Genomic DNA, 24079 nt, shown 5'->3' with positions numbered 1-24079 from the left:
AAATAAATGCCCCCTAATCTAACGCAACAGCTAGCGCATCTGCAACAGTATTTACACCAATCAATTGTATTCCCGCGGGACTCTGCCAGCCCTTCATGCTCTTCTCCGGCAAAATAACACGTTTAAAGCCAAGCTTGGCGGCTTCTTTAACTCTTTGCTCCGCCCGGGAGACAGCCCGAACTTCCCCGGTCAGTCCGACCTCACCAAAGAAACAATCATCTGGCCTGGTTGGAACATCGCGAAAACTGGAAGCAATGCTTACGGCGATAGCAAGATCGACAGCCGGTTCATCCAGCTTCACTCCGCCAGCCAAGTTCACATAGGCGTCCTGATTCTGCAGGAACATCCCCATTCGTTTCTCAAGCACCGCGATAATCAGTCCCATTCGGTGATGATCGACGCCAGTCGCCATCCTCCGCGGCGAAGGGAATTGCGTCGTGGCGATTAGCGCCTGCAATTCCACCAGCATCGGACGAGTACCCTCCATACTCGCTACAACGGTCGAACCTGCTACGCCAATCGGCCGTTCAGAAAGAAACAGTTCCGATGGATTGATAACCTCCGTCAAGCCTGATTCATTCATTTCGAATATCCCGATTTCGTTCGTAGAACCAAAACGATTCTTCACGGCACGAAGCAAGCGATAGGAATGATGTCTTTCTCCTTCAAAATACAGCACGCAGTCCACCATATGCTCCAGCAGCCGCGGACCGGCGATAGCCCCCTCCTTCGTCACATGCCCGACCAATACCGTGGCGATGCCCCGGCCTTTGGCGATACGCATGAAACGCGCTGTAGATTCACGAACCTGGGCTACACTGCCCGGCGCACTGGTTACTTCCGGCAAATATACGGTTTGAATGGAGTCGATGACAAGAAAATTCGGCTGCAGATCATCGATTGCCGCTTCAATGGAATCCATATCGCTCTCACACAGAACATATAAATTCTCTGATAAAGCTCCAAGTCTTTCCGCCCTCATTTTCGTTTGACGGATCGATTCCTCACCAGATATATACAGGACTTTCAACCCGGCCTTCGCCATCTCGTGAGATGTCTGAAGCAGCAAGGTCGATTTACCGATCCCGGGGTCACCGCCGACGAGAACGAGCGAACCTGGCACAACTCCACCGCCAAGCACGCGGTTAAGCTCTCCGATTCCCGTAACGATCCGCGGTTCTTTGCCACTTTCTATATTTATGATGGGAAGCGGCTTTTCTTTCGTATGAAATAGACCAGAGGACATCCCCTGCGTCTTAACAACTTTTTCGGTTTCTTCGACCATGGAGTTCCATGAACCGCAGCCCGGACATTTTCCATACCATTTTGGCGATTCATATCCGCACTCCGTGCAAAAGAACTTCGTCTTTACTTTAACCATTTCTCTCTCCTTAAAATATCTGCAAAATTTAACAACCTTGCAGCAACCCGCGAAGGGTAACACTCAAAGTTTACCATTGTTTCAGATTTAACGTAAAGGCTTTTCGGATGGTTTGCGTAAATATGGGAATAATCACGAAAAGACAGCCTGAGAAACATCTGTTTCCCAAGCTGTCTTGCATAACTTCTAGCAAAGCCTGCAATCGATGATTACATCAATCGCTATGCTCATAAATTGAAATTACTTGGCGCTTTTTGAAAAAGTGCCTGATTTTTTCACGGACAAACCGCCATCTTCCACATCAATCGTTAACGAATCGCCTTTCTGAACATTACCGGTCAGCAGCTCTTCGGACAAACGATCCTCGATATGCTTCTGAATGGCCCGGCGAAGCGGACGCGCCCCGTAAGCTGGATCGAAGCCTTCTTTAGCGAGAAACTCCTTCGCTTCATCCGTCAGGACGAAGTCCACATCGAACTCTTGCAGTCGTTTACGCAGTTCTTCAGCCATCAAGGTTACAATTTCGCCGATATGCGATTTCTCGAGGGAATGGAAGACAATGATTTCATCGATCCGGTTAAGGAATTCCGGACGGAAGCTCTTCTTCAGTTCCTCCATCACTTTGCCCTTCATATTGTCATAATCGGCTCCGGAGTCCTCTACCGCAGTGAAACCAAGTCGTGTATTGCGTCTAATTGCTTCTGCCCCGACGTTCGAGGTAAGAATAATTAATGTGTTACGGAAGTCCACTACACGCCCCTTCGAATCGGTCAATCGACCATCCTCAAGCACCTGTAGTAGGATGTTGAATACTTCCGGGTGAGCTTTCTCGATTTCATCCAGCAGTACGACGGAATAAGGTTTACGGCGCACTTTTTCCGTCAATTGTCCTCCTTCTTCATAACCGACATATCCAGGAGGGGCACCTACAAGACGTGCAGTAGAATGCTTCTCCATGTACTCGGACATGTCAATACGAATCACAGCGTTCTCATCACCGAACATCGCTTCGGCAAGCGCGCGCGCCAGCTCCGTCTTACCGACCCCTGTAGGTCCTAGGAAGATAAAGGAGCCCATCGGACGCTTCGGATCCTTAAGTCCAGCACGTGCCCTGCGGATGGCACGGCTGACCGCTTTCACCGCTTCGTCCTGGCCAATGACACGTTCATGCAGGATTTGCTCCATATTAAGCAATCTTTCCGTCTCTTCTTCCTTCAGCTTGCTTACAGGAATACCAGTCCAGCTGGCTACAACCTGAGCGATATCCTCTGGCGTTACCTCAGAATCTGTGCGGCCTTGCTTCTCTTTCCATTGATTCTTCGTAACATCCAGCTCTTCGCGGATTTTCTGTTCCGTATCGCGCAGTGCGGCAGCTTTCTCGAACTCCTGGCTTTGCACAGCTGCATCCTTCTCTTTGCGGATGTCTTCAAGACGGCTCTCCAACTGCTTCAGATTAGGCGGGACCGTATAAGAGTTAAGCCGTACCTTCGATCCGGCCTCATCAATCAAGTCGATGGCTTTATCGGGCAGAAATCGATCCTGAATATATCGATCAGACAGCTTAACCGCCTGTTCAATTGCTTCATCCGTAATTTTCACACGGTGGTGAGCCTCATAACGATCGCGGAGTCCATGCAAAATTTGGATGGCTTCGTCAACGGACGGCTGATCGACTGTAATCGGCTGGAAACGGCGCTCCAGCGCAGCATCCTTTTCGATATATTTACGATACTCATCCAATGTCGTTGCCCCGATGCACTGCAGCTCACCGCGAGCAAGCGCCGGCTTCAGGATGTTGGAAGCGTCGATTGCCCCTTCCGCTCCGCCTGCACCAATCAACGTATGCAATTCGTCAATAAACAGGATGATATTCCCGGCCTGACGGATTTCGTCCATTATTTTCTTCAAACGATCTTCAAACTCACCGCGATATTTGGTGCCTGCTACAACAGAACCCATATCGAGGGTCATTACTCTTTTATCACGCAAAGTTTCAGGGATTTCGTTATTAATAATTTTCTGGGCCAAGCCCTCGGCGATCGCAGTTTTACCTACACCCGGCTCACCGATCAATACCGGATTGTTCTTCGTCCGGCGGCTGAGTACCTGAATGACCCGTTCGATTTCTTTGCTTCTGCCGATAACCGGGTCAAGGTTGCTCTCTTTCGCCGACTCTGTCAAATCGCGAGCCAAGCTGTCTAGCGTTGGCGTATTTACATTGGCCGGAGTACCATGATGGCTGGAAACCGCCTCGCTGCTTCCAAGCAGTTGCAGTACTTGCTGGCGCGCTTTGTTCAGGCTGATGCCCAAATTGTTCAGTACCCGTGCAGCAACGCCCTCGCCTTCCCGAATCAGGCCAAGCAGAATATGCTCAGTTCCTACATAAGTATGGCCGAGCTTACGAGCCTCATCCATAGATAGTTCGATGACTTTCTTTGCTCTAGGCGTATATGCAATATTCGCTGGTTGTTCTTGACCGCGTCCAATTAAGGTCTCTACTTCATCCTGAATTTTCTCCAGGCCCAGTCCAAGACCAATCAACGCTTTAGCCGCAATTCCTTCCCCCTCGCGAATCAGGCCAAGCAAAATATGCTCTGTTCCAATATTGTTATGTCCAAGCCGTACCGCTTCTTCTTGGGCAAGTGCCAATACCTTCTGGGCACGCTCCGTAAATCTTCCAAACATCATACTCCTACACCTCCATGAATGTTGTTTCTTATTTACCCAATTTCTCTCGAATCAGCTTCGCGCGATACATATCGCGTTCACCCGGAGACATGCTGACCTGAAATTTTTTCTGTAAAAAACCAGGCTGGGTCATGACAGTCAGTTCATTCAGTACCTGTACAGACAACGCATCGATCAATCCAAGATCCACGCCGAGTCTGACGTCGGACAGCCGCTGAGCTGCCTCTTTGGAATCCATGATTGCTGCATATAACAATATGCCATAGGAACGCATAACGCGATCGGTCATCCGCAGGCGAGATTCCGACAGCAATCTCTCTCTGGCCGACTTCTCATGCTCGATAATTTGCATAACGACACTGTACAAATTTTCAATAATTTCAGATTCGCTTTGTCCCAGTGTAATCTGATTTGAGATTTGAAACAAGTTCCCTGTTGCTTCACTGCCTTCGCCATAAATCCCGCGAACCGTCAGACCGACCTGGGATACAGCAGATAGTATCCGATTAATTTGCTGGGTCAGCACCAGTGCCGGCAAATGCATCATGACCGAAGCCCTAAGCCCTGTCCCTACATTCGTAGGACAGCTGGTGAGAAAGCCGCGGTGATCGTCAAAGGCATAATCTACATGTGCTTCAAAAATATCATCCACTGAGGTCGCTTTATCCCAAGCTTCTTGAACCTGCAGCCCAGGGTATAGACATTGGATTCTAAGATGATCCTCTTCATTCACCATGATGCTTAAGCTCTCGTCTTCACTTATAAATACAGCACCGCTTCTGGACTCATTAGCCAGGTTGGGGCTGATCAGATGCTTCTCTACGAGCACTTTCTTATCCAGCTCATCCAAATCCGCGAGCAAAACCGGCGAGAGCTGCCCGAATTGTTGCATCCGCTCGTCTGCCAATACGCTTTCCAGTTGATTCAGCACATCCTCGGACTGCTGATTCGTGGCCAGCATAGGAAACGGTCTGTTCAGCAAATTTCGCGCAATTCGGACACGGCTGCTAATGACGATTTCGGACTCCTTGCCTCCGCTTCTCATCCACTCGCTAAGCGGTTGTTCTGTAAACCGACGATTTGCCATTGCACTCTCCTCCTACTCTGAGGAAATATTCTTCTCAAGCTCGCGAATTTGATCTCGAAGGGCAGCTGCTTCCTCGAATTCTTCCTGGTGAATTCGGTACTGCAGCTCCTTGCGGAGATCATCGAGCTTGCGTTTGATTTGAAGGTGACTGCCCACTCTTTTAGGGACTTTGCCCACATGCACCGTGTTGCCATGCACTCTTTTGAAAAGCGGGTCAAGTCGGTTGTTGAAATATTTATAACAGGAACTGCATCCAAAGCGCCCAATCTTGCTAAATTGGGAATAGGTTAGCCCGCACTCTTCGCACCGAAGATTCTCAGGAGCTTTGTTGCCCTGTGCATGGCTTCCAGGGGTGAAATCCAGCAACCCGGACAGCAGGCTATGGATCGAAAATCCACCCGATGTTCCAGGTATAAGCTCTCCCTTCTCTCTAGCACAGGCTTCACAGATGTGAAACTCAGTTTTCTCACCATTCACAATCTTGGTAAAATGCAGTGTTGCAGGTCGTTTGCCGCATTCCTGACAATGCATAGAACGTCCCCTCCCTTACGGATAGACTCGTTAACCTAACAGTGAAATCAACATGGCTTTCATAATCCTAGCTCGAAGCTGATCACGCTCTGGCAATTTCAGCATTAATACTTCTCTAGAAATGGCTGCTCTCATAAGTGCTGCCTCACGCCTGTTCAAGAATCGGGCTTCCTCCAATTGATATATTAGCCCTTCTGCGGCTGTTTGACCCATTTCATTGCCAATCGTCTTATGCAGATGCGTGTGCAGACTGGTCGGACCAGGCAGCTCGATCCGCCGGATTCTGATGTAACCACCACCGCCTCGCTTACTCTCCACCAGGTATCCTTTTTCCAGAGTAAACCTTGTACTGATTACGTAGTTGATTTGCGATGGAACACAGGAAAACTGGTCAGCCAAATCATTGCGTTGAATTTCAACGGTTCCTTCAGGACTTTCATGCAAAATACCCTTAAGATATTGTTCGATAATATCAGAGATATTACGCAATCCACCATCCCTCCCATGCTCAAACGTGAAGCCGACACGAAATGCCGCCTCGTCCGGCAAAGTTTTCCGTATAATTCGTTTATAATTCGTTCTATGGCTACCGTTTGTTGACTTTGACTTTCTTTGACTTTGACTTCATTATATCATATTTTTTTGCTTTGCCAAGAGGTGTCTTTATATATTTTAGTGTAAGCTAAGGACGTTAATTCTGCCCTGCCGGCGCAGGTTGTCCGGCATCTTTATATATTTCAGTGTAACCTGAGACGAGGAAGTTATACAAAGACAGGAGGATAGCCGTTGTTGAATCATGAGGATATGCCATGTGCATTGTAACCCATGCCAGCATAAGCCCTCATTTTCTTCAAATTCATAGAGAAAAAAAGTATGCATTCTAAATAAGCAAACCGCAGATCAGGATATCCTATAAAAAGCAACCGGGAGGAGTTCAGTTCATTTCATTTCAGTTCAGTTGAACAAGCTAATTATCATCACTGCAGTTGTACTGGCAAATGCAATCCTCGCGTGCAATCCTCGCGCAAACCCACCCACCTTGCGGATTCCATACGATCGATTGAACCACAATGTTCATGGCCGTGAGACAGGCTGATCAATAAACCTCTCCAAATATTTTTCGGATCTACCAGAGAGTTGATTTTTTGCAGTTCGGATACATCTACTTGGAATTTTTTGGCGATAGACGAAAACGTTTCGTTCCCTTTAGCTGCGCTGGGTGTTGCGCGTGGTGCGAGGCATGATTACTTAGGATGCCTTAGGTGAATTAGGGATTGGTAAATGACAAGAATGGAGAATGGTGATGCTTGGTGAATGATAAGCTAGTTGTTGATTTTAGTTGGCCTTGAGTGTGGTTGGCTGGCCTTAAAGTGGGTTGAGTTTGGTTGAGCTTTAGGTGGTTGAGCTTTAGGTTGGTTGAGCTTGAGTGTAGTTAGCCTTGAGGTTGGGTTGGTCAGCATCATAAGGCGCCGATCAGCGTGTGCTGGGACAGCCATTGAGTTTTTGGCGTAATGCTCAGTATTAGGCGTATTGCTGACCTTGGGCACAATGCTAAGTATTAAGCATAGTGCTTGCCATAACGCTCAGTATTGGGAATAATGCTAATATATTAAGCATATGCTAAGTATTTGCATAACACAGACTTTTGAGCATAACACTGACTAGTAAAGTTTACTCCTGCTCTAATGCAGCTAATGAATTCTTAGCTGATTAGATGGAGGGGTGAGGTGGCGTGGCGTCAATATCTTCGCAAGTATGAGCTAGCTGTATTTCCTACAGTTAGTTGACGGGTTTTTGTCGTATGGTGGGTATCTAACTGGAGAACTGCAACTAGAATAAAAAGTGGACAGTCCTTAAGTGAACCTAGATAATAATCCTTAAGGGAGAGATGTCCGGATGGAACGTAATAGTTACAGTGAAGAGTTTAAGAAGCAGACAGTGAAGTATATTTTAGAGCAAAGTAAGTCCATGCCGCAGTTGGCCGAAGAACTCGGTATATCTGCCGGTGTGTTGCACAACTGGAAAGCACTTTACCGCGATGAAATCCAGCTGGAATCTTTAGTCACACCGGAGAGAGTGCGTCAACTCGAACAACAACTGCGTAAAAAGGAACTGGAGAATCAAGAGAAGGAGCGGGAAAATCAAGATCTCCAGGAAGAACTCGCTATATTAAAAAAGGCGCTGCACATCTTCAGCAAAGAAAGGAACTGAGGTTCCAATTCATTGAAGAACATCGCTCCGAGTTTTCGGTGGAGAAGATGTGCAAGGTTTTACAAGTGTCTCGGAGTGGCTTCTACAAGTGGCAAAAGGCATTGCCTAGCGAGCAGAAACTTCGAAAGGCGAAGGTTCTGGAGAGAGTCAAGTATCATTTTCATGACTCCGGGGAACGCTACGGCAGTCCTAAGATTACCCGAATGCTGTGGAAAGAGCGTATCCAGGTCGCGGAGCGCACAGTTAGCATCTACATGAAAGAACTGGGGTTGCGTTCTTGTGTCTCCCGTAAATTTAAGGTGCAGACGACCGATTCCAATCATGACTCACCCATTGCTCCCAATGAGTTGAACCAGAACTTTGCCGTATCTGAACCGAACAAAGTGTGGGTTGCAGATATTACCTACATCCCCTGCCGAGAAGGACGGCTGTACTTGGCTAGTCTGATGGATCTGTGCACACGCGAGATCGTGGGTTGGCGTCTTTACGGCCGGATGACAACAGAACTTGTCTTAGATGCTCTAGAGGCCGCATATGATGCGAAAAAACCAGGTAAGGGATTGCTTCACCATTCCGATCGCGGTTCACAGTACGCATCGAAGGAGTACCGTGACAAGCTGGAATCGTATTCCATGAAGGTTAGCATGAGTCGTAAAGGGAATTGCTACGATAACGCTTGTATCGAGTCATTTCACAGCATCTTGAAAAAAGAACTCATCTACAGAACGAAGTTCAAGACCAAACAACAGGCTTACGAGACCATTTACAGGTACATTGAATTTTTCTACAACCGCAAACGAATCCACAGTTCAATCGGCTATGTGTCGCCGGTTCAATTTGCTGCGCAATTCAAGAAGGAGACGGCGTAAACTTTCACTTAATAGGTGTCCACTTTCTTGACAGAAGTCCAGATTTACATTTAGTACCAGTGTTTCTTGAAGAAAGAGGAAGACTAACTGTACAAAATACATTTCGTCTCTAACCTTCAACCTTAGTGGCCATTTGTATGGCAAAATTTTTTCGATCAACCGAGCTGCTGTCGCTTTTATTCATAGTTTCGTAGTATTGCAGTATTCAGTATTGCAGCGGAAGCATCGCAATATGTAACAGAGCCGTACATAACAGGCAAACATAACAGGACTGTACGTAACAGGGCTATACGGGTATGTAGCACGGCTGTAACATGGCCATATCCAACATGACACTATCTAATATGAAAGTATCTAATATGATAAGGTTACTATATGGTAATATTTAACATGGCGTGATCAAACGAAAAATAACGCAATTCGCAAAAAATAGCACACCAAAAAAACAAAGAAGCACTGCTGACATAAATATCAACAGTGCTTCTTATAGTTGCTTGGCGACGTCCTACTCTCCCAGGACCCTGCGGTCCAAGTACCATCGGCGCTGGAGGGCTTAACGGTCGTGTTCGAGATGGGTACGTGTGGAACCCCTCCGCCATTGCCACCAAACGAGTTCAGATTTTTGCGCTGCTCTTGTGGTGCTCCTACTGCCCGACTTTGCTACAGCAAAAGATCAGACCTCAGAAAAGACTTGCAGCTTAAAATCTTCATTCCAGGTTTGATCACCTGAAAACTGGATACGAAACTTCATTTGCGTCTGCCCTTCATCTCTTCCGGGCCCCGCCAAAGTAATCGGCTAAGCTTCGTCAGCTTCACGTCACTTTGCGGGTAGTATCTTGGATAAGCCCTCGACCGATTAGTACCTGTCAGCTCCATACATTGCTGTACTTCCACCTCAGGCCTATCAACCTCGTCGTCTTCAAGGGGTCTTACTAATTGGGAAATCTCATCTTGAGGAGGGCTTCACGCTTAGATGCTTTCAGCGTTTATCCCATCCGCACGTAGCTACCCAGCTATGCTCCTGGCGGAACAACTGGTGCACCAGCGGTGCGTCCATCCCGGTCCTCTCGTACTAAGGACAGCTCCTCTCAAATTTCCTACGCCCACGACAGATAGGGACCGAACTGTCTCACGACGTTCTGAACCCAGCTCGCGTACCGCTTTAATGGGCGAACAGCCCAACCCTTGGGACCTACTTCAGCCCCAGGATGCGATGAGCCGACATCGAGGTGCCAAACCTCCCCGTCGATGTGGACTCTTGGGGGAGATAAGCCTGTTATCCCCAGGGTAGCTTTTATCCGTTGAGCGATGGCCCTTCCATGCGGTACCACCGGATCACTAAGCCCGACTTTCGTCCCTGCTCGACTTGTCAGTCTCGCAGTCAAGCTCCCTTTTGCCTTTGCACTCTACGAATGATTTCCAACCATTCTGAGGGAACCTTGGGGCGCCTCCGTTACTCTTTAGGAGGCGACCGCCCCAGTCAAACTACCCGCCTGACACTGTCCCCGAACCGGATCACGGTCCTAGGTTAGAACTTCGATACGATCAGGGTGGTATCCCAACGATGCCTCCACCGAAGCTGGCGCTCCGGATTCCTAGGCTCCCACCTATCCTGTACAAATCGCATCAAAGTTCAATATCAAGCTGTAGTAAAGCTCCATGGGGTCTTTCCGTCTTGTCGCGGGTAACCTGCATCTTCACAGGTATTAAAATTTCACCGGATCTCTCGTTGAGACAGCGCCCAAGTCGTTACGCCATTCGTGCGGGTCAGAATTTACCTGACAAGGAATTTCGCTACCTTAGGACCGTTATAGTTACGGCCGCCGTTTACTGGGGCTTCGGTTCACAGCTTCGGGATTGCTCCCTAACCGCTCCCCTTAACCTTCCAGCACCGGGCAGGCGTCAGCCCGTATACTTCGCCTTACGGCTTCGCACAGACCTGTGTTTTTGCTAAACAGTCGCTTGGGCCTTTTCACTGCGGCCCCCTCGTGCTATTCACACTACCGGGGCACCCCTTCTCCCAAAGTTACGGGGTCATTTTGCCGAGTTCCTTAACGAGAGTTCTTCCGCGCGCCTTAGAATTCTCTTCTCGCCTACCTGTGTCGGTTTGCGGTACGGGCACCTTCTCCTGGCTAGAGGCTTTTCTCGGCAGTGTGAGATCATGACCTTCGGTACTGTAAATTTTCCCTCCCCATCACAGCCCAGCCTTAACGATGTGCGGATTTGCCTACACATCAGCCTCACTGCTTGGACGAGCATCCATCAGCTCGCGTCACTACCCTACTGCGTCACCCCATCGCTCATAACGGATTATGGTGGTACAGGAATTTCAACCTGTTGTCCTTCGACTACGCCTTTCGGCCTCGCCTTAGGTCCCGACTTACCCTGAGCGGACGAACCTTCCTCAGGAAACCTTGGGCTTTCGGCGGATCAGATTCTCACTGATCTTTTCGTTACTCATACCGGCATTCTCACTTGTATGCAGTCCACCAGTCCTCCCGGTCCAACTTCAATCCACATACAACGCTCCCCTACCCCTGAATCGACTTCACTCCAGCTTCGAAGTGATCGGTTTAACCCCTGGAGCATTTGGCCGAAACCCATGAACCATTTCAAAGGTTGCTTTCGGCAAAAATGTCTCGTAGTATCCACCGCTTCAAAGAAGCAGTGAAGTCGATTCAAGCCATAGCTTCGGTGGTGTGTTTAGCCCCGTTACATTTTCGGCGCAGAGTCACTCGACCAGTGAGCTATTACGCACTCTTTAAATGATGGCTGCTTCTAAGCCAACATCCTGGTTGTCTGTGCAACTCCACATCCTTTCCCACTTAACACACACTTGGGGACCTTAGCTGATGGTCTGGGCTGTTTCCCTCTTGACAATGGATCTTAGCACTCACTGTCTGACTCCCGGTTATAAGTCCATGGCATTCGGAGTTTGACTGAGCTTGGTAACCCTTGGCGGGCCCCGCACCCAATCAGTGCTCTACCTCCACGACTCTATTCACCGAGGCTAGCCCTAAAGCTATTTCGGGGAGAACCAGCTATCTCCGAGTTCGATTGGTATTTCTCCGCTACCCCCACCTCATCCCCGCATTTTTCAACATACGTGGGTTCGGGCCTCCAGTGCGTGTTACCGCACCTTCACCCTGGACAGGGGTAGATCACCCGGTTTCGGGTCTACGTCCACGTACTAAATCGCCCTATTCAGACTCGCTTTCGCTACGGCTTCGGCTCTTCACCTTAACCTTGCACGGGAACGTAACTCGCCGGTTCATTCTACAAAAGGCACGCCATCACCCGTGCGGAAACAAGTTTCCGCATAGGGCTCTGACTTCTTGTAAGCACACGGTTTCAGGTTCTGTTTCACTCCCCTTCCGGGGTGCTTTTCACCTTTCCCTCACGGTACTGCTTCACTATCGGTCGCTAGGGAGTATTTAGCCTTACCAGATGGTCCTGGCAGATTCATACGGGGTTTCACGTGCCCCGCACTACTCGGGATCCGTCTCGGAGGGAACAGACTTTCAATTACAGGGCTTTTACCTTCTATGGCCGGCCTTTCCAGACCTGTTCGTCTAATCAGTTCCTTTGTAACTCCGTGTGAGACGTCCCACAACCCCAGAGAGCAAGCTCTCTGGTTTAGGCTGTTCCGCGTTCGCTCGCCGCTACTGACGGAATCACTCTTGTTTTCTCTTCCTCAGGGTACTTAGATGTTTCAGTTCCCCTGGTATGCCTCTTCACACCCTATGTATTCAGATGTGAGTGACTGCGTATTACCACAGCCGGGTTTCCCCATTCGGACACCCCCGGATCAAAGCTTGCTTACAGCTCCCCGAGGCAGTTTCGTTGTTCGCCACGTCCTTCTTCGGCTCCTAGCGCCTAGGCATCCTCCGTGTGCTCTTAGTAGCTTAACCATAATCGCTCTCATTTTGGGCTATTCGCTCTGTTGTCCGTTACTTTCCTGATTAGATTAAACCAACCAAGGTGGAAAGTAACTTCCAAAGGATCGCCTATCCCAAAACGTTCGCTAGTATCACTACCTTTATTCACTTCCTTGGTCAATCACTTGACACAAGTTCAGCTATGATGAATTAAAATTTGGCTTACAGCTCATTTAAATTCATCAGAAAAGGAATTTTCTAAAACGCAAATTTCGTTTCGTATATCCAGTTTTCAAGGATCAAATGCTCGATCATGTGCAGCCATCACTTCGTGAGGTTGTAATGATCATCAATGGATGAAATTTTGTAACAATCACGCATAGTGACGTTTAAAATTTCAGCAAATTGTTCAACCAGCTTTTGACTGGCGGAAGACTATCTTATCAAATCCAAACTGACCAATCAAGCGGTAACTTATGGAATTGATTTGATATGAAATTAGATGGTCTTTGTTGGTGGAGCCAAGCGGGATCGAACCGCTGACCTCCTGCTTGCAAGGCAGGCGCTCTCCCAGCTGAGCTATGGCCCCGCAAATTCCATCAAAACTGAACAAATGGATACTCGTCATTCTCACTTTGCATACGCAAAGTGACTCCGGCAGCTTACGCTGACCGTGTATTTGTACCGCTTCGCTACGGAAGCGAGGTACTCCATAGAAAGGAGGTGATCCAGCCGCACCTTCCGATACGGCTACCTTGTTACGACTTCACCCCAATCATCTACCCCACCTTCGGCGGCTGGCCCCTTGCGGTTACCTCACCGACTTCGGGTGTTGTAAACTCTCGTGGTGTGACGGGCGGTGTGTACAAGACCCGGGAACGTATTCACCGCGGCATGCTGATCCGCGATTACTAGCAATTCCGACTTCATGCAGGCGAGTTGCAGCCTGCAATCCGAACTGAGACCAGCTTTGATAGGATTCGCTCCACCTCGCGGTTTCGCTTCCCGTTGTACTGGCCATTGTAGTACGTGTGTAGCCCAGGTCATAAGGGGCATGATGATTTGACGTCATCCCCACCTTCCTCCGGTTTGTCACCGGCAGTCACCTTAGAGTGCCCATCCGAAATGCTGGCAACTAAGATCAAGGGTTGCGCTCGTTGCGGGACTTAACCCAACATCTCACGACACGAGCTGACGACAACCATGCACCACCTGTGTCCCCTGCTCCGAAGAGAAGCTCTATCTCTAGAGCGGTCAGAGGCATGTCAAGACCTGGTAAGGTTCTTCGCGTTGCTTCGAATTAAACCACATACTCCACTGCTTGTGCGGGTCCCCGTCAATTCCTTTGAGTTTCAGTCTTGCGACCGTACTCCCCAGGCGGAATGCTTAATGTGTTTACTTCGGCACCAAGGGTATCGAAACCCCTAACACCTAGCATTCATCGTTTACGGCGTGGACTACCAGGGTATCTAATCCTGTTTGCTACCCACGCTTTCGCGCCTCAGCGTCAGTTACAGCCCAGAGAGTCGCCTTCGCCACTGGTGTTCCTCCACATATCTACGCATTTCACCGCTACACGTGGAATTCCACTCTCCTCTTCTGCACTCAAGCCACCCAGTTTCCAGTGCGACCCGGAGTTGAGCCCCGGGATTAAACACCAGACTTAAATGACCGCCTGCGCGCGCTTTACGCCCAATAATTCCGGACAACGCTTGCCCCCTACGTATTACCGCGGCTGCTGGCACGTAGTTAGCCGGGGCTTTCTTCTCAGGTACCGTCACTCTTAGAGCAGTTACTCTCCAAGACGTTCTTCCCTGGCAACAGAGCTTTACGATCCGAAAACCTTCATCACTCACGCGGCGTTGCTCCGTCAGACTTGCGTCCATTGCGGAAGATTCCCTACTGCTGCCTCCCGTAGGAGTCTGGGCCGTGTCTCAGTCCCAGTGTGGCCGTTCACCCTCTCAGGTCGGCTACGCATCGTCGCCTTGGTGAGCCGTTACCTCACCAACTAGCTAATGCGCCGTAGGCCCATCCCTTAGTGACAGATTGCTCCGTCTTTCATTATTCCTTCATGCGAAGAAATAAATTATCCGGTATTAGCTAACGTTTCCGCTAGTTATCCCAGGCTGAGGGGCAGGTTGCCTACGTATTACTCACCCGTCCGCCGCTAGATCATTTCGGAAGCAAGCTTCCAAAATGATCTCGCTCGACTTGCATGTATTAGGCACGCCGCCAGCGTTCGTCCTGAGCCAGGATCAAACTCTCCAATAAAGTGTTTGACTTGCTCATTTTGAATCTGACGATTCATGATTGAATCTTAAAATTAACGAGTTCCATTTGTTCAGTTTTCAAAGAACTTGCTTGCTTCTGTCCGGCGAAATTTAGATCATTCAGGTTTTTTCCGAACAGATAAATATAATATCATATAAATCGGGCGGTGTCAACTCTTTTCGAAACATTTTTTAGTTCGTTTCAAGCGACAATTAATAATTTACCACGACTAAAGGCATAATGCAATATATTTTTATTAGATAATTAATGGATACAAGACCAGCCAGATTCCACAACTCCAAAGAACTGGTCTTTACTCATTTTTGTTTTAGTTTAAATTCTTCTTAGCCGATTCATTTTGTTGTTCCTCTTGCTCTTTCCGCCTAACCTGATCCAAGGCCGCCTGTCCCTCTGCTTCAATCGTCTCCCGCGCCTCGGTAGCAATTACTTTTTCTCCAAAACCAGCATTAACTCCCGGTCTATTAGCTTAAATAATTCGTCGGGGACCCAGGCGGCGTCCTACCTATGATTACCCCGTCACCCAGCTTGGGCTTGTGTTTATAGAACTTTTCCAGGCTGTGGTCAAGATACTCTGTGGCGTAATCCATCCTGGACAGAAGACCATTGTTCATTGATCTGGAACGCACCCGCACATAATCCTCGCCGTTGATAAATTTAATCAATTCCCAGGCTGCGTCCATATTAGGCGATTCGGCTCTTATGGAATAAATGCCCCTAGCGAAATATCCCGAGTATTCCGAATATAGCCAGGTTCTGCAGGATCAATCGGTCCAGCGACCATTCCTACCTCAAATTCCTTTATATCCTTTACCATCTTCCTGGCTTCCTCCAGCCTAGCAAACACACTTTGATCGACAATTATCATGGCAACTCTGCCTATAAAGAAAGGCTGACTCTTATAATAATCCTCTATCGTTCCCTCCCCAATCGAAGAGAAACCGTACTGATCCGTATAAATTGAATCTGAATCACTGAATCCCATCCATCCAGAGCGAGTTGGTAAGCATTGTTCCCCCCCCGGCGTATTGATGGTCAGCTTCCCGGTATGCTCATTAGTTTCAAACCTTACGTAGAGATAATTGTAAACACCCAGTTCTCCCAGGATAAAGAATATGGATCACCAAACCCATATACACGAGTCTTTTTATCCCCATCCGTCGGAGGATGGCATGCTGTATCAATAATTTCCCGCCAGATCATGCCGTCATGCGGTAGCTGGACACCATACTTCGCAAATAAGTCCACTTTATAATAGATAATACTGCCTTGGTAAGAAGGAGCCCGCCCATAGAGCCTCCCCCAGGCCTTTTTCCTTCAATAGCTCAATCAGATTCGGAAAAATTGTGTCTATATCATACAGATCGCGCTGAATAAGCGCCTCTAACTCCACCAGCTTTCCACTAGTTACCAGTTGCTCAAATTGCTCTGCAATGCATTCAGCATAAGAACGTCAGGCTGTTCCTTTTCAATAAATGCCTCAGTCACCTCATTACGATCCATCGTATCGTCTTTAAATATTTGCTGGGTACTGACCACCTCGACATCTATATAAGGATACTTCATCTATAAGCATACTTCGTCTATAAGCATACTTCATCGCAAACAAGTTGCCGGAATTATTGGAGTAAGAAGCCTCATTCCAATACATGACCTTAATAGCTGCTTTTGCTGCGAAACCTTGCCCTCGGAATCATTTAGTACAACCGGTCAATGCTAACATGCCTATCAAAGACAAATAAATTAGCGCCCTATTCGTACATGCTCCCTTCTTCCATAGTCCCTCTTAGATTCATGGCAACCTCCCTCGTATAATATTTTTAGAAGCTCATTTTAAGCCAATTTCCAGTTGATCCGGACAGCTAGAAATAGACTTAGTGAATTTACCAGTTTTGCTACATGGTTGAGGATGTAGCCGAACCCGTACCGCAGCCCGAAGGCGAGGAACGGAAGTCGGGGAAGCGTAGCTTCGCGCAACATCCACAAAGGCTCATCTTATGGATCCGGATCGTAAGTTGAGCGGTCATGTGCATAAAGAAGTCTCGGCTTCCTCATCCTTAGTTTCACCCCTTTGTTTTACCCGGTTCACCCCTTCGGAAGGGGAAGCCGAGCTTATCCATAAGCTGTTTTGCTTTTTTGTCATGCGCTCTTTGACAACTGCATAGCCTACTGTTCTTCATGCGAGAGGTCGCATAGTTTCAAGAACGTTATAGGTATTTACTCTCGGGCCTGCCTGTGGAACAATGGGGTCGACAAGCTTTTTTCAGGAAATTTCTTTCCCTCCTTGCGGGCCGAAAGGTACTGCTTAATAAGCCTGTTACCCGTGACCCATCACTCATGTTCTAACCGCTGGTTGCGCCGCCGTATCGCCTGGGGAGTAGCACCCGAAATTGTCGGGCGTTACGGATGAGTGCTGATGACGAGGCTGAAGTCGGTGGTTTCCACGGGCACCCAGGTCTGAGATCAGCTTGATTATTTTGCAATAGGAGGTGATTCCATGTCACCAATGCTGATTGGTATAGACGTAAGCTTACGTTCCCACCATGTACAGTTCATGGATGGAGACGGAAGATCGCTCGCTTCTTTTGCCGTACCTAACGATCAAACCGGGGCGGATACCCTGATTCACAAGATGTTAGACACCGCGAGCAAAGAAAAGCTAGAGCATCTTCACATTGGGATGGAGGCCACATCAAATCTAGGTTGGCATCTTGCCCATTATCTAAAGAATGAGTTACAAAGTTACGAACCGAACGTGAAGTCCCAAGTTTTCGTCTTAAATGCAAGGAAGGTGGCGCGTTTCAAAAAGGGGTACGACACCCTTCCGAAGAACGATCGCATCGATGCCTGGGTGATTGCAGACCATCTGCGATTTGGACGACTGCCCCATGAGATGAAAGATATCATCCAATATGAAGCCTTGCAGCGCCTCACCCGCACGCGATTTCACTTGATGAAGAACATTAAACGCGACAAGACCTATTTCCTAAATCAGGTCTTTTTGAAGTTCAGCGGGATGCGTCAGGACAACCCGTTCTCCAATACGTTCGGAAACACCAGTCTGGCGGTCATCCAAGAACTCGAGCCGGACCAAATCATGGCGATGTCCATGGAAGAACTCATTGATTTCTTACAAGATAAAGGCAAGAACCGCTTTGAGAATCCGGAGGAGATCGCGGCTTACTTAAAGAAACTTGCCCGCTCTTCCTATCGGCTTGATAAAGCCATGGCCGATCCGGTGAATATTTCTTTAGCTACAACACTCAGCGTAATCCAGCACTTGGAGTCTGAAGTGAAGAAGTTAGACAAAGAGATCGCCAAGATCATGAAGGGTGTTCCACAAACCCTCACCTCCGTGAAAGGGATTGGCCCTGTGTTCGCGGCTGGCATCATTGCGGAGATCGGCGGTATTGAACGATTTGATAATCACGCTGACCTAGCCAAGTATGCCGGGCTCGTATGGAGCCAAAACCAATCCGGTGAATTCGAAGCGGAAGAAACTTCTCGCATGCGCACCGGCAACAAGTATCTCCGTTATTATCTCGTTCAGGCCGCGGACTCCGTCCGTAAGCACGACTTAGAGTACGGAGCATTTTACAAAAAGAAGTACGATGAAGTCCCTAAGCATAAGCACAAAAGAGCACTCGTCCTTTCTGCACGAAAATTGGTACGGTTGGTATTCATGCTACTGAAGACCAACAAAATGTACACACCACCCGAGAGGAGGAACCACTAACCGGTTTCCAAAACCCTACTCTTTTTACAGTTAGCCCGCACTCCATTCATGTCTGAAAATTTTGACAATATGGCGGGTCTAGTTTGGTGATGTCTTTTTCAAGGCAGAGTCTAGATTGGTGCTGATTATTTTCCAATTCTAACAAATCAACCCCTTGACATATCACCGCTGTGCTTTTAACGATAAAATGTGTTTTTAACCAAAAAAAAGGTTAACCCTCATCAAGCACATAAGGATTAACCGATTGTTGTAAATATGATATTTTGATCGCAATAAAAATCACTAAATCTACCTTACGAAGCTCCGCCCGCTTTCCCCTGTGCTCCTCTGAGCTCAGCGTGCTGAAGCAACGCAACAATGCAACCCGCCAGCAAAATAAATCCGGCCGCCATTCTCAACGCGATATCATAATTCGCCGTTAGGGCCCCAATCCCTGAAGAACCTACTACAACACCGAGTGAGAAAAAAGCATAGAACAACCCAAACGCTCTTCCCTTAGACTCTACGCTAACATTGTTAATCAACAATGCATTCATAGAAGGGAATAGCAGGGAGAAGCCAAATCCATATAAGCCCATTACGGAAAACATAAGCATCTGGTCATTTAAAAATGACAGCAACAGTAATGACAGCATAATGATCGCTCCGCCGCCACACATCAATGTGAGCGGCGATACGCGATCGAACCAGCGATTGGTTGGCATCACGAACACTATAATAGCTACCACCCCAAAGGTGCTTAGCAACAAGCCGGAAATTTGCGCTGCAAAATCCAGCTCATCCACTTTTAAAGGGAGGGCATACGTTAATGCGCCCATGGCAAACATCAATGAAAACGCCCCGATATAAGATTGCACTACAGGCTTCTTGCGAAGAATAACTTCAAACCCTGCCAACGAATCCGATGACGCTGGTGCGATCTTACGAGTAATCTGCTTTACTCTTGATGCGGAAACAGCAACCACTACTATCAGTCCGCCCAATGCCAGTAAAATCGAAGTGCCGATAAATAATGGCTGAAGCCCGAGCTTGGCCTTCACAATTCCAGCCACGGCTGGGCCAACGATCGCCGCTGCGCCGACAGCTGCGCCGGAAAGGGCCATCGCCCTTCCCGGCTTCTGTCCCGAAGCTTGATGCGAAATTAAAGTAAAAGCGCTTGGCACTAAGAGCCCCCCGGTTAATCCGTGGATGAAGCGCACAACGATCAAATGCAAAGGCTGATTTACAAGAGGATATAGCAGCATGACACCCGCCGTCAGAAAAAAGCCCAACAGCAACACATTTCTTGCACCATAACGATCAATCCAGTATCCCGCTGCAATATTTCCAAACATATTAGTGAGTGAATATAGTCCAACGGCTAGACCGATCATGAATGATCCGGCCCCAAGGCTCTTGGCGAACGGCCCCATAACGGGCAGCTGTATAAACAAGTCCATAAAACAAAGCATAACAATGCCATATAATAAACGTTTCATCTTATTATCCATCCGTTCTATTTATCAGCCAAGTTCCCCGGATCATTCTTTACTGAATCTACGGTTAATTATTCAATCACAATTACCCCGTCGTCACTGCTCTCTGCCCCTGTCGAATCCTCTGTGGAGTCTTCTGATGAAGCACCCGTTGTGCCGTCACTTGAGCCGCCCTTCGCTTCCTCTTCCTTCTTCTTCTCTTCTTGATCCTTGATTGCTTGATCCAAAGCGACTTGAGCTTCAGCCTCAATTTTGGCGAGCGCTTCATCCAGCGTCTTGGCATTGGCTTCAACCAATTGTATCTCCGCATCCATAAGTGGCTGATACTTCTCGTAGAAACCGTTAGGAATTTTTCTCAAACCCGAATAGTCTCTTGGCAGAGGCTTGAGCTTGTAGTAAGCATCGAGGCTATGCCCGTTAAATTCATTAGAATATCCCATTCGGGACAGCAATCCGTTATTCAAGCTTCTCGACTTAATTTTGGCAAACTGATCACCGTTCACAAATTTAATGAACTCCCACGCCGCATCAGTGTTCGGAGAATTCGCGGCAATGGCAAACACTTCACTCACACTGATATTTCTGGATTTATCCGGTTCAGTGGAAGAGGCAGGACCTGCTACGATCCCTATTTCAAAAGGCTTGTAATCCTTCAAGGCATCCTCAGCCTCTTTCAAGTTGCGAAGAACGTACGTATCACCGATAGTCATTGCCGCTCTTCCCATAACAAACGGCTGACTTTGATAATATTCTTCCATCGAACCACCTCTAAACCCATTCTCCCCCGGGTCATAGAACGTTTTAGATTTCATTGCGTCCATGGCGGTTTGATATATTTTTTTCCATGAGTCCGTGTTCAATGTAATTTTCATCGTGTTCGTATCGATATCTTCGATCCCTTCCGACGAAGAAATCAACGAAACGAGCTGTGTCAGATTGATCCCCCAGTTATTGTCGAAGCCGTAAACCCGAGTTTTCTCGTCTCCCTCGGTAGGGAATTGCTTGGCTAATTCAATTATATCATACCAGCTCATGCCATCGTGCGGCAGTTGAACACCGTGTTTGGCAAACAAGTCGGCGTTATACAAAATAGCCGAGCCATAAAAATTCGGAGTCAAGCCATATAACTTATTGTCCCCCCGCTCCTTCAATAGCTCAATCAATGCCGGATAGATCGTTTCAACATCATACTTGTCCCGCTCAATCAATGTATCCAGCTCTCGGACTTTCCCTTCGGAAACATAAGTCTCCAACTGATCAACATTCACCATAAGCACGTCCGGCTGTTCCTTTTCAATGAAGTCTTCAAGGGCTTTCTCATAATCTGCTTCTGGGCCCATATCTCTGTAAATATTGCTAGTACTTACGACTTCAATTTCAATGTTAGGATGCTGCATGGCGAATAAGTCCCCGTATTGTTGGAAGAAATAATTTTCATCCCAGAACATCACTCTCAAACTTTGCGACTCAGCTTCCTTAGCGCCAGGATTACTCGTACATCCTGCTACCAGCACAATGCACATCATAAAGAATAGCGCCCTTCTCATTCCTTTAATCGACATCTTTACCTCCAACATTTGTATTTTCATTAGTTCACCATTATAAACGTAATAGGTGGCAATATGGTTACATTTTGGAAGTTTTTCTGTTAAAAAAATCTAATTCCTGCGGTGTAAGGGAGTGTGAGCACCATTGTTATGCAAAAAAAGCCCCCCGGCAAGCTTCTGCTTGCCAGGAGGGCATCCATGTCCATGCGGCAGTCTATCGGCGATTCCTCTGCCAGCATTACTCGTTCAGCAAGCGAACGAGCTCGTTTTCGTCCTCGATGACCGAAATGCCAAGCTCCTTGGCCTTGGTCAGCTTACTGCCGGCCTTCTCTCCAGCGATGACAAGATCAGTCTTTTTGGATACACTTCCCGTCACTTTAGCGCCAAGCGCTTCAAGCCGCTCCTTGGCTTCATCGCGGGTCAACTGGTGCAGCGTTCCCGTGAGCACCACCGTCTTGCCCGTAAAGAAGGAGTCCTTCACCGGGGCGCGTTCCTCCGGCGCCTTAGCCTCTACACCAAGCTCCAGCATTTTGTTAATGCCAGCCTGCATGAACGGGTCCGCGAAAAACGTCACAATGCTCTCGGCAACGATGCCGCCGATATCCGGCAGTTGCATCAGTTCTTCCTCTGTCGCTGACATAATCGCACTTAGATCGCGATAATGATCAGCCAGCACCTTCGTAGTCGATTTACCGGTATTCGGAATACCTAACGCATACAAGAACGAAGCCAAATCCCGCCCCTTGCTCTTCTGGATCGCCTCGAGCAGATTATTGGCTTTCTTCTCACCAAAACGCTCCAGCTTAATCAATTGCTCAAACTCGATTGTATATAGATCGGCCGGCTCGTGGACATCCAGCTCCTCATACAGCTGTTCCGCAGTTTTATCACTTAACGTCTCGATATCCATCGCATCACGGGATGCGAAATGAGTAATGCGCGTCACAATTTGCGGCTTGCAATCGAACCGATTGTTGCAGAATAAATGAGCGCCTCGCTGCTCCAGCGGGAAACTGCAGGACGGGCAGGTTTCCGGAACTACGATTTCTGCGCCGTCCTGCTCATCGGTTACTTTTCCGAGAATTTCCGGGATGACATCATTCGAGCGACGGATGAATACGCGTGTACCAAGAGCGAACTTCAAGTTCTTACGTTCGATGTCCCCCGCATTATTTAATGTGCAGTTCTGAACCGTTACGCCGGCAAGCTCGACAGGCTCGACCTTGGCGAGTGGCGTAATCTTGCCCGTGCGTCCCACATTCCACGATACCGACTCCAGAATCGTTGTCGTCTCCTCGGCCTCGAATTTATAAGCGACCGCCCATCGCGGGAATTTATCGGTATAGCCCAACACCTCGCGGGTTCTCATATCCGTGACTTTAATGACAGCCCCATCGATTAGATAGTCAAGCGAATCGCGACGCTGTTGAATTTCCTCCAGCGCCTTCATAACCTGCGTGAAATCATCAAAGTACTCGATATACGAGTTCACTTTAAAACGGTTATCCTGCAGGAAGCTCATCATCTCCCGATGATCGGAAAATTGGATGTTATCGGAGTAGCCCACATTGTAAAAATATGCGTTCAGCTTGCGTTCAGCCGTCGTACGCGGATTCAAATTACGCAGCGCCCCCGCAGCGGCATTCCGGGCATTCTTAAGAGGTTCAGCGGCAGTCTCGTTGTATCTGGCCAGAACGGACAGATTCATGATGCCTTCTCCCTGAACCTCAATCGTCCCTTCGTTGTAAGGGATCGTCAATGGCACCGACTTGATCGTCTTGACTTGGGCGAGAATCCCTTCACCTACTACGCCGTTCCCCCGGGTTGAAGCCTGGACAAGCTTACCGTCGGTATAAGTAAGATTCAACGTCAGTCCATCGAATTTAAGCTCAACGACATAGGTAGGTGCCGGGAGTGGGGTGTCCGGATTTTTGCTGTTATAATCTCCGATCAGACGAAGCACCCGATTGTTCCAGTTCACCAGATGCTCCTCCGTTTGCGCTTTATCCAGACTCCACAGCGGCGCTAAATGCCGATGCGGCTCGAAGCCCTTCAGCAGCTCTCCACCTACCCGTCCGGTCGGGGAATCGGGCAGAACGATACCCGTCTCCGCCTCCAGCGCAGTCAGCTGATCGTACAGCGCGTCATATTCCTTATCGCTTACCAAAGGCTGATCCAAGGTGTAGTAATGATAGTTATATTGATTCAGTTGTTCAACGAGCCGTTCCATCGTTTGCATCGCATCCATATACGGACACCCCTCCTAAACGTTTTATGTATCGAAGGCAAAGAGGCCAGTTTTATACTAGCCGGCCCCTTCGCCTTTCTTTTCCTGCTTATATCCTTGCCATATGAAGCTCCTGCTATAGTTACAGGACAGCCTCATT

Annotated in this window: 12 protein-coding genes, 1 tRNA gene, 3 rRNA genes and 1 pseudogene; 2 read left to right on the top strand and 15 right to left on the bottom strand. The window is 48.2% G+C overall.

Annotated elements, in window-relative coordinates; translation table 11 throughout:
• Window positions 1–13: 13 nt before the first annotated feature.
• The 5 genes from radA to EIM92_RS07080 all read right to left on the bottom strand — a co-directional run bounded on the left by radA (window position 14) and on the right by EIM92_RS07080 (window position 6176).
• Window positions 14–1381: a DNA repair protein RadA gene (gene radA / locus EIM92_RS07100; RefSeq protein WP_125082086.1), complete on the bottom strand. Its 1368-nt coding sequence runs from the start codon at window positions 1379–1381 to the stop codon at window positions 14–16.
• Window positions 1382–1621: 240 nt separating this feature from the next.
• A complete protein-coding gene (gene clpC / locus EIM92_RS07095) occupies window positions 1622–4069 on the bottom strand; it encodes an ATP-dependent protease ATP-binding subunit ClpC (protein WP_125082085.1) in 2448 nt (815 codons plus the stop codon).
• A gap of 28 nt (window positions 4070–4097) precedes the next feature.
• Window positions 4098–5156 (bottom strand): protein-arginine kinase McsB, encoded by a 1059-nt coding sequence (gene mcsB / locus EIM92_RS07090; protein WP_125082084.1) that lies wholly within the window; start codon window positions 5154–5156, stop codon window positions 4098–4100.
• A 12-nt stretch (window positions 5157–5168) separates the two neighbouring features.
• Entirely contained in the window at window positions 5169–5687 is a 519-nt protein-coding gene (mcsA, locus tag EIM92_RS07085) for a protein-arginine kinase activator protein McsA (RefSeq protein WP_125082083.1), read from the bottom strand.
• A gap of 30 nt (window positions 5688–5717) precedes the next feature.
• A complete protein-coding gene (locus tag EIM92_RS07080) occupies window positions 5718–6176 on the bottom strand; it encodes a CtsR family transcriptional regulator (RefSeq protein WP_125082082.1) in 459 nt (152 codons plus the stop codon).
• A gap of 1407 nt (window positions 6177–7583) precedes the next feature.
• Here EIM92_RS07080 and EIM92_RS07070 point away from each other — a divergent pair.
• Window positions 7584–8767 (top strand): annotated as a pseudogene (locus EIM92_RS07070) (IS3 family transposase).
• Between the two features lie 492 nt (window positions 8768–9259).
• On the opposite strand, the gene rrf reads toward EIM92_RS07070, so the two are convergent.
• From rrf to EIM92_RS23650, 7 genes are all read right to left on the bottom strand, one after another.
• A 5S ribosomal RNA gene (rrf, locus tag EIM92_RS07065) occupies window positions 9260–9376 on the bottom strand.
• Between the two features lie 227 nt (window positions 9377–9603).
• Window positions 9604–12678: ribosomal RNA gene (locus EIM92_RS07060) — 23S ribosomal RNA — on the bottom strand.
• Window positions 12679–13158: 480 nt separating this feature from the next.
• A tRNA-Ala gene (locus EIM92_RS07055) sits at window positions 13159–13234 on the bottom strand.
• A gap of 127 nt (window positions 13235–13361) precedes the next feature.
• A 16S ribosomal RNA gene (locus EIM92_RS07050) occupies window positions 13362–14916 on the bottom strand.
• Together the 16S, 23S and 5S rRNA genes with 1 tRNA gene alongside form the textbook arrangement of a ribosomal RNA operon.
• A gap of 482 nt (window positions 14917–15398) precedes the next feature.
• Entirely contained in the window at window positions 15399–15617 is a 219-nt protein-coding gene (locus EIM92_RS07045; protein ID WP_125082081.1) for a hypothetical protein, read from the bottom strand.
• A 17-nt stretch (window positions 15618–15634) separates the two neighbouring features.
• Window positions 15635–15919, bottom strand: coding sequence for a hypothetical protein (locus tag EIM92_RS07040; protein WP_125082080.1), 285 nt, complete (start codon window positions 15917–15919; stop codon window positions 15635–15637).
• A gap of 422 nt (window positions 15920–16341) precedes the next feature.
• Complete coding sequence (locus EIM92_RS23650) at window positions 16342–16500, bottom strand: hypothetical protein (RefSeq protein ID WP_164515049.1); 159 nt, start codon at window positions 16498–16500, stop codon at window positions 16342–16344.
• Window positions 16501–17431: 931 nt separating this feature from the next.
• Between EIM92_RS23650 and EIM92_RS07030 the strand changes: the two genes are divergently transcribed.
• Entirely contained in the window at window positions 17432–18670 is a 1239-nt protein-coding gene (locus EIM92_RS07030) for an IS110 family RNA-guided transposase (protein WP_125082078.1), read from the top strand.
• Between the two features lie 293 nt (window positions 18671–18963).
• Here EIM92_RS07030 and EIM92_RS07025 read toward each other — a convergent pair whose 3' ends face one another.
• From EIM92_RS07025 to ligA, 3 genes are all read right to left on the bottom strand, one after another.
• Window positions 18964–20148 (bottom strand): MFS transporter, encoded by a 1185-nt coding sequence (locus EIM92_RS07025; protein WP_125082077.1) that lies wholly within the window; start codon window positions 20146–20148, stop codon window positions 18964–18966.
• Window positions 20149–20216: 68 nt separating this feature from the next.
• On the bottom strand, window positions 20217–21707 hold the full coding sequence (locus EIM92_RS07020; RefSeq protein WP_125082076.1) for an ABC transporter substrate-binding protein: 1491 nt from the start codon (window positions 21705–21707) through the stop codon (window positions 20217–20219).
• A gap of 223 nt (window positions 21708–21930) precedes the next feature.
• Complete coding sequence (gene ligA, locus EIM92_RS07015) at window positions 21931–23940, bottom strand: NAD-dependent DNA ligase LigA (protein ID WP_125082075.1); 2010 nt, start codon at window positions 23938–23940, stop codon at window positions 21931–21933.
• Between the last annotated feature and the right edge of the window lie 139 nt (window positions 23941–24079).

Source organism: Paenibacillus lentus (assembly GCF_003931855.1).
Taxonomy (GTDB): Bacteria; Bacillota; Bacilli; order Paenibacillales; family Paenibacillaceae; genus Fontibacillus; species Fontibacillus lentus.
The sequence above is the reverse complement of the archived record's forward strand: the minus strand, read 5'-3'. Positions and strand labels throughout refer to the sequence as shown.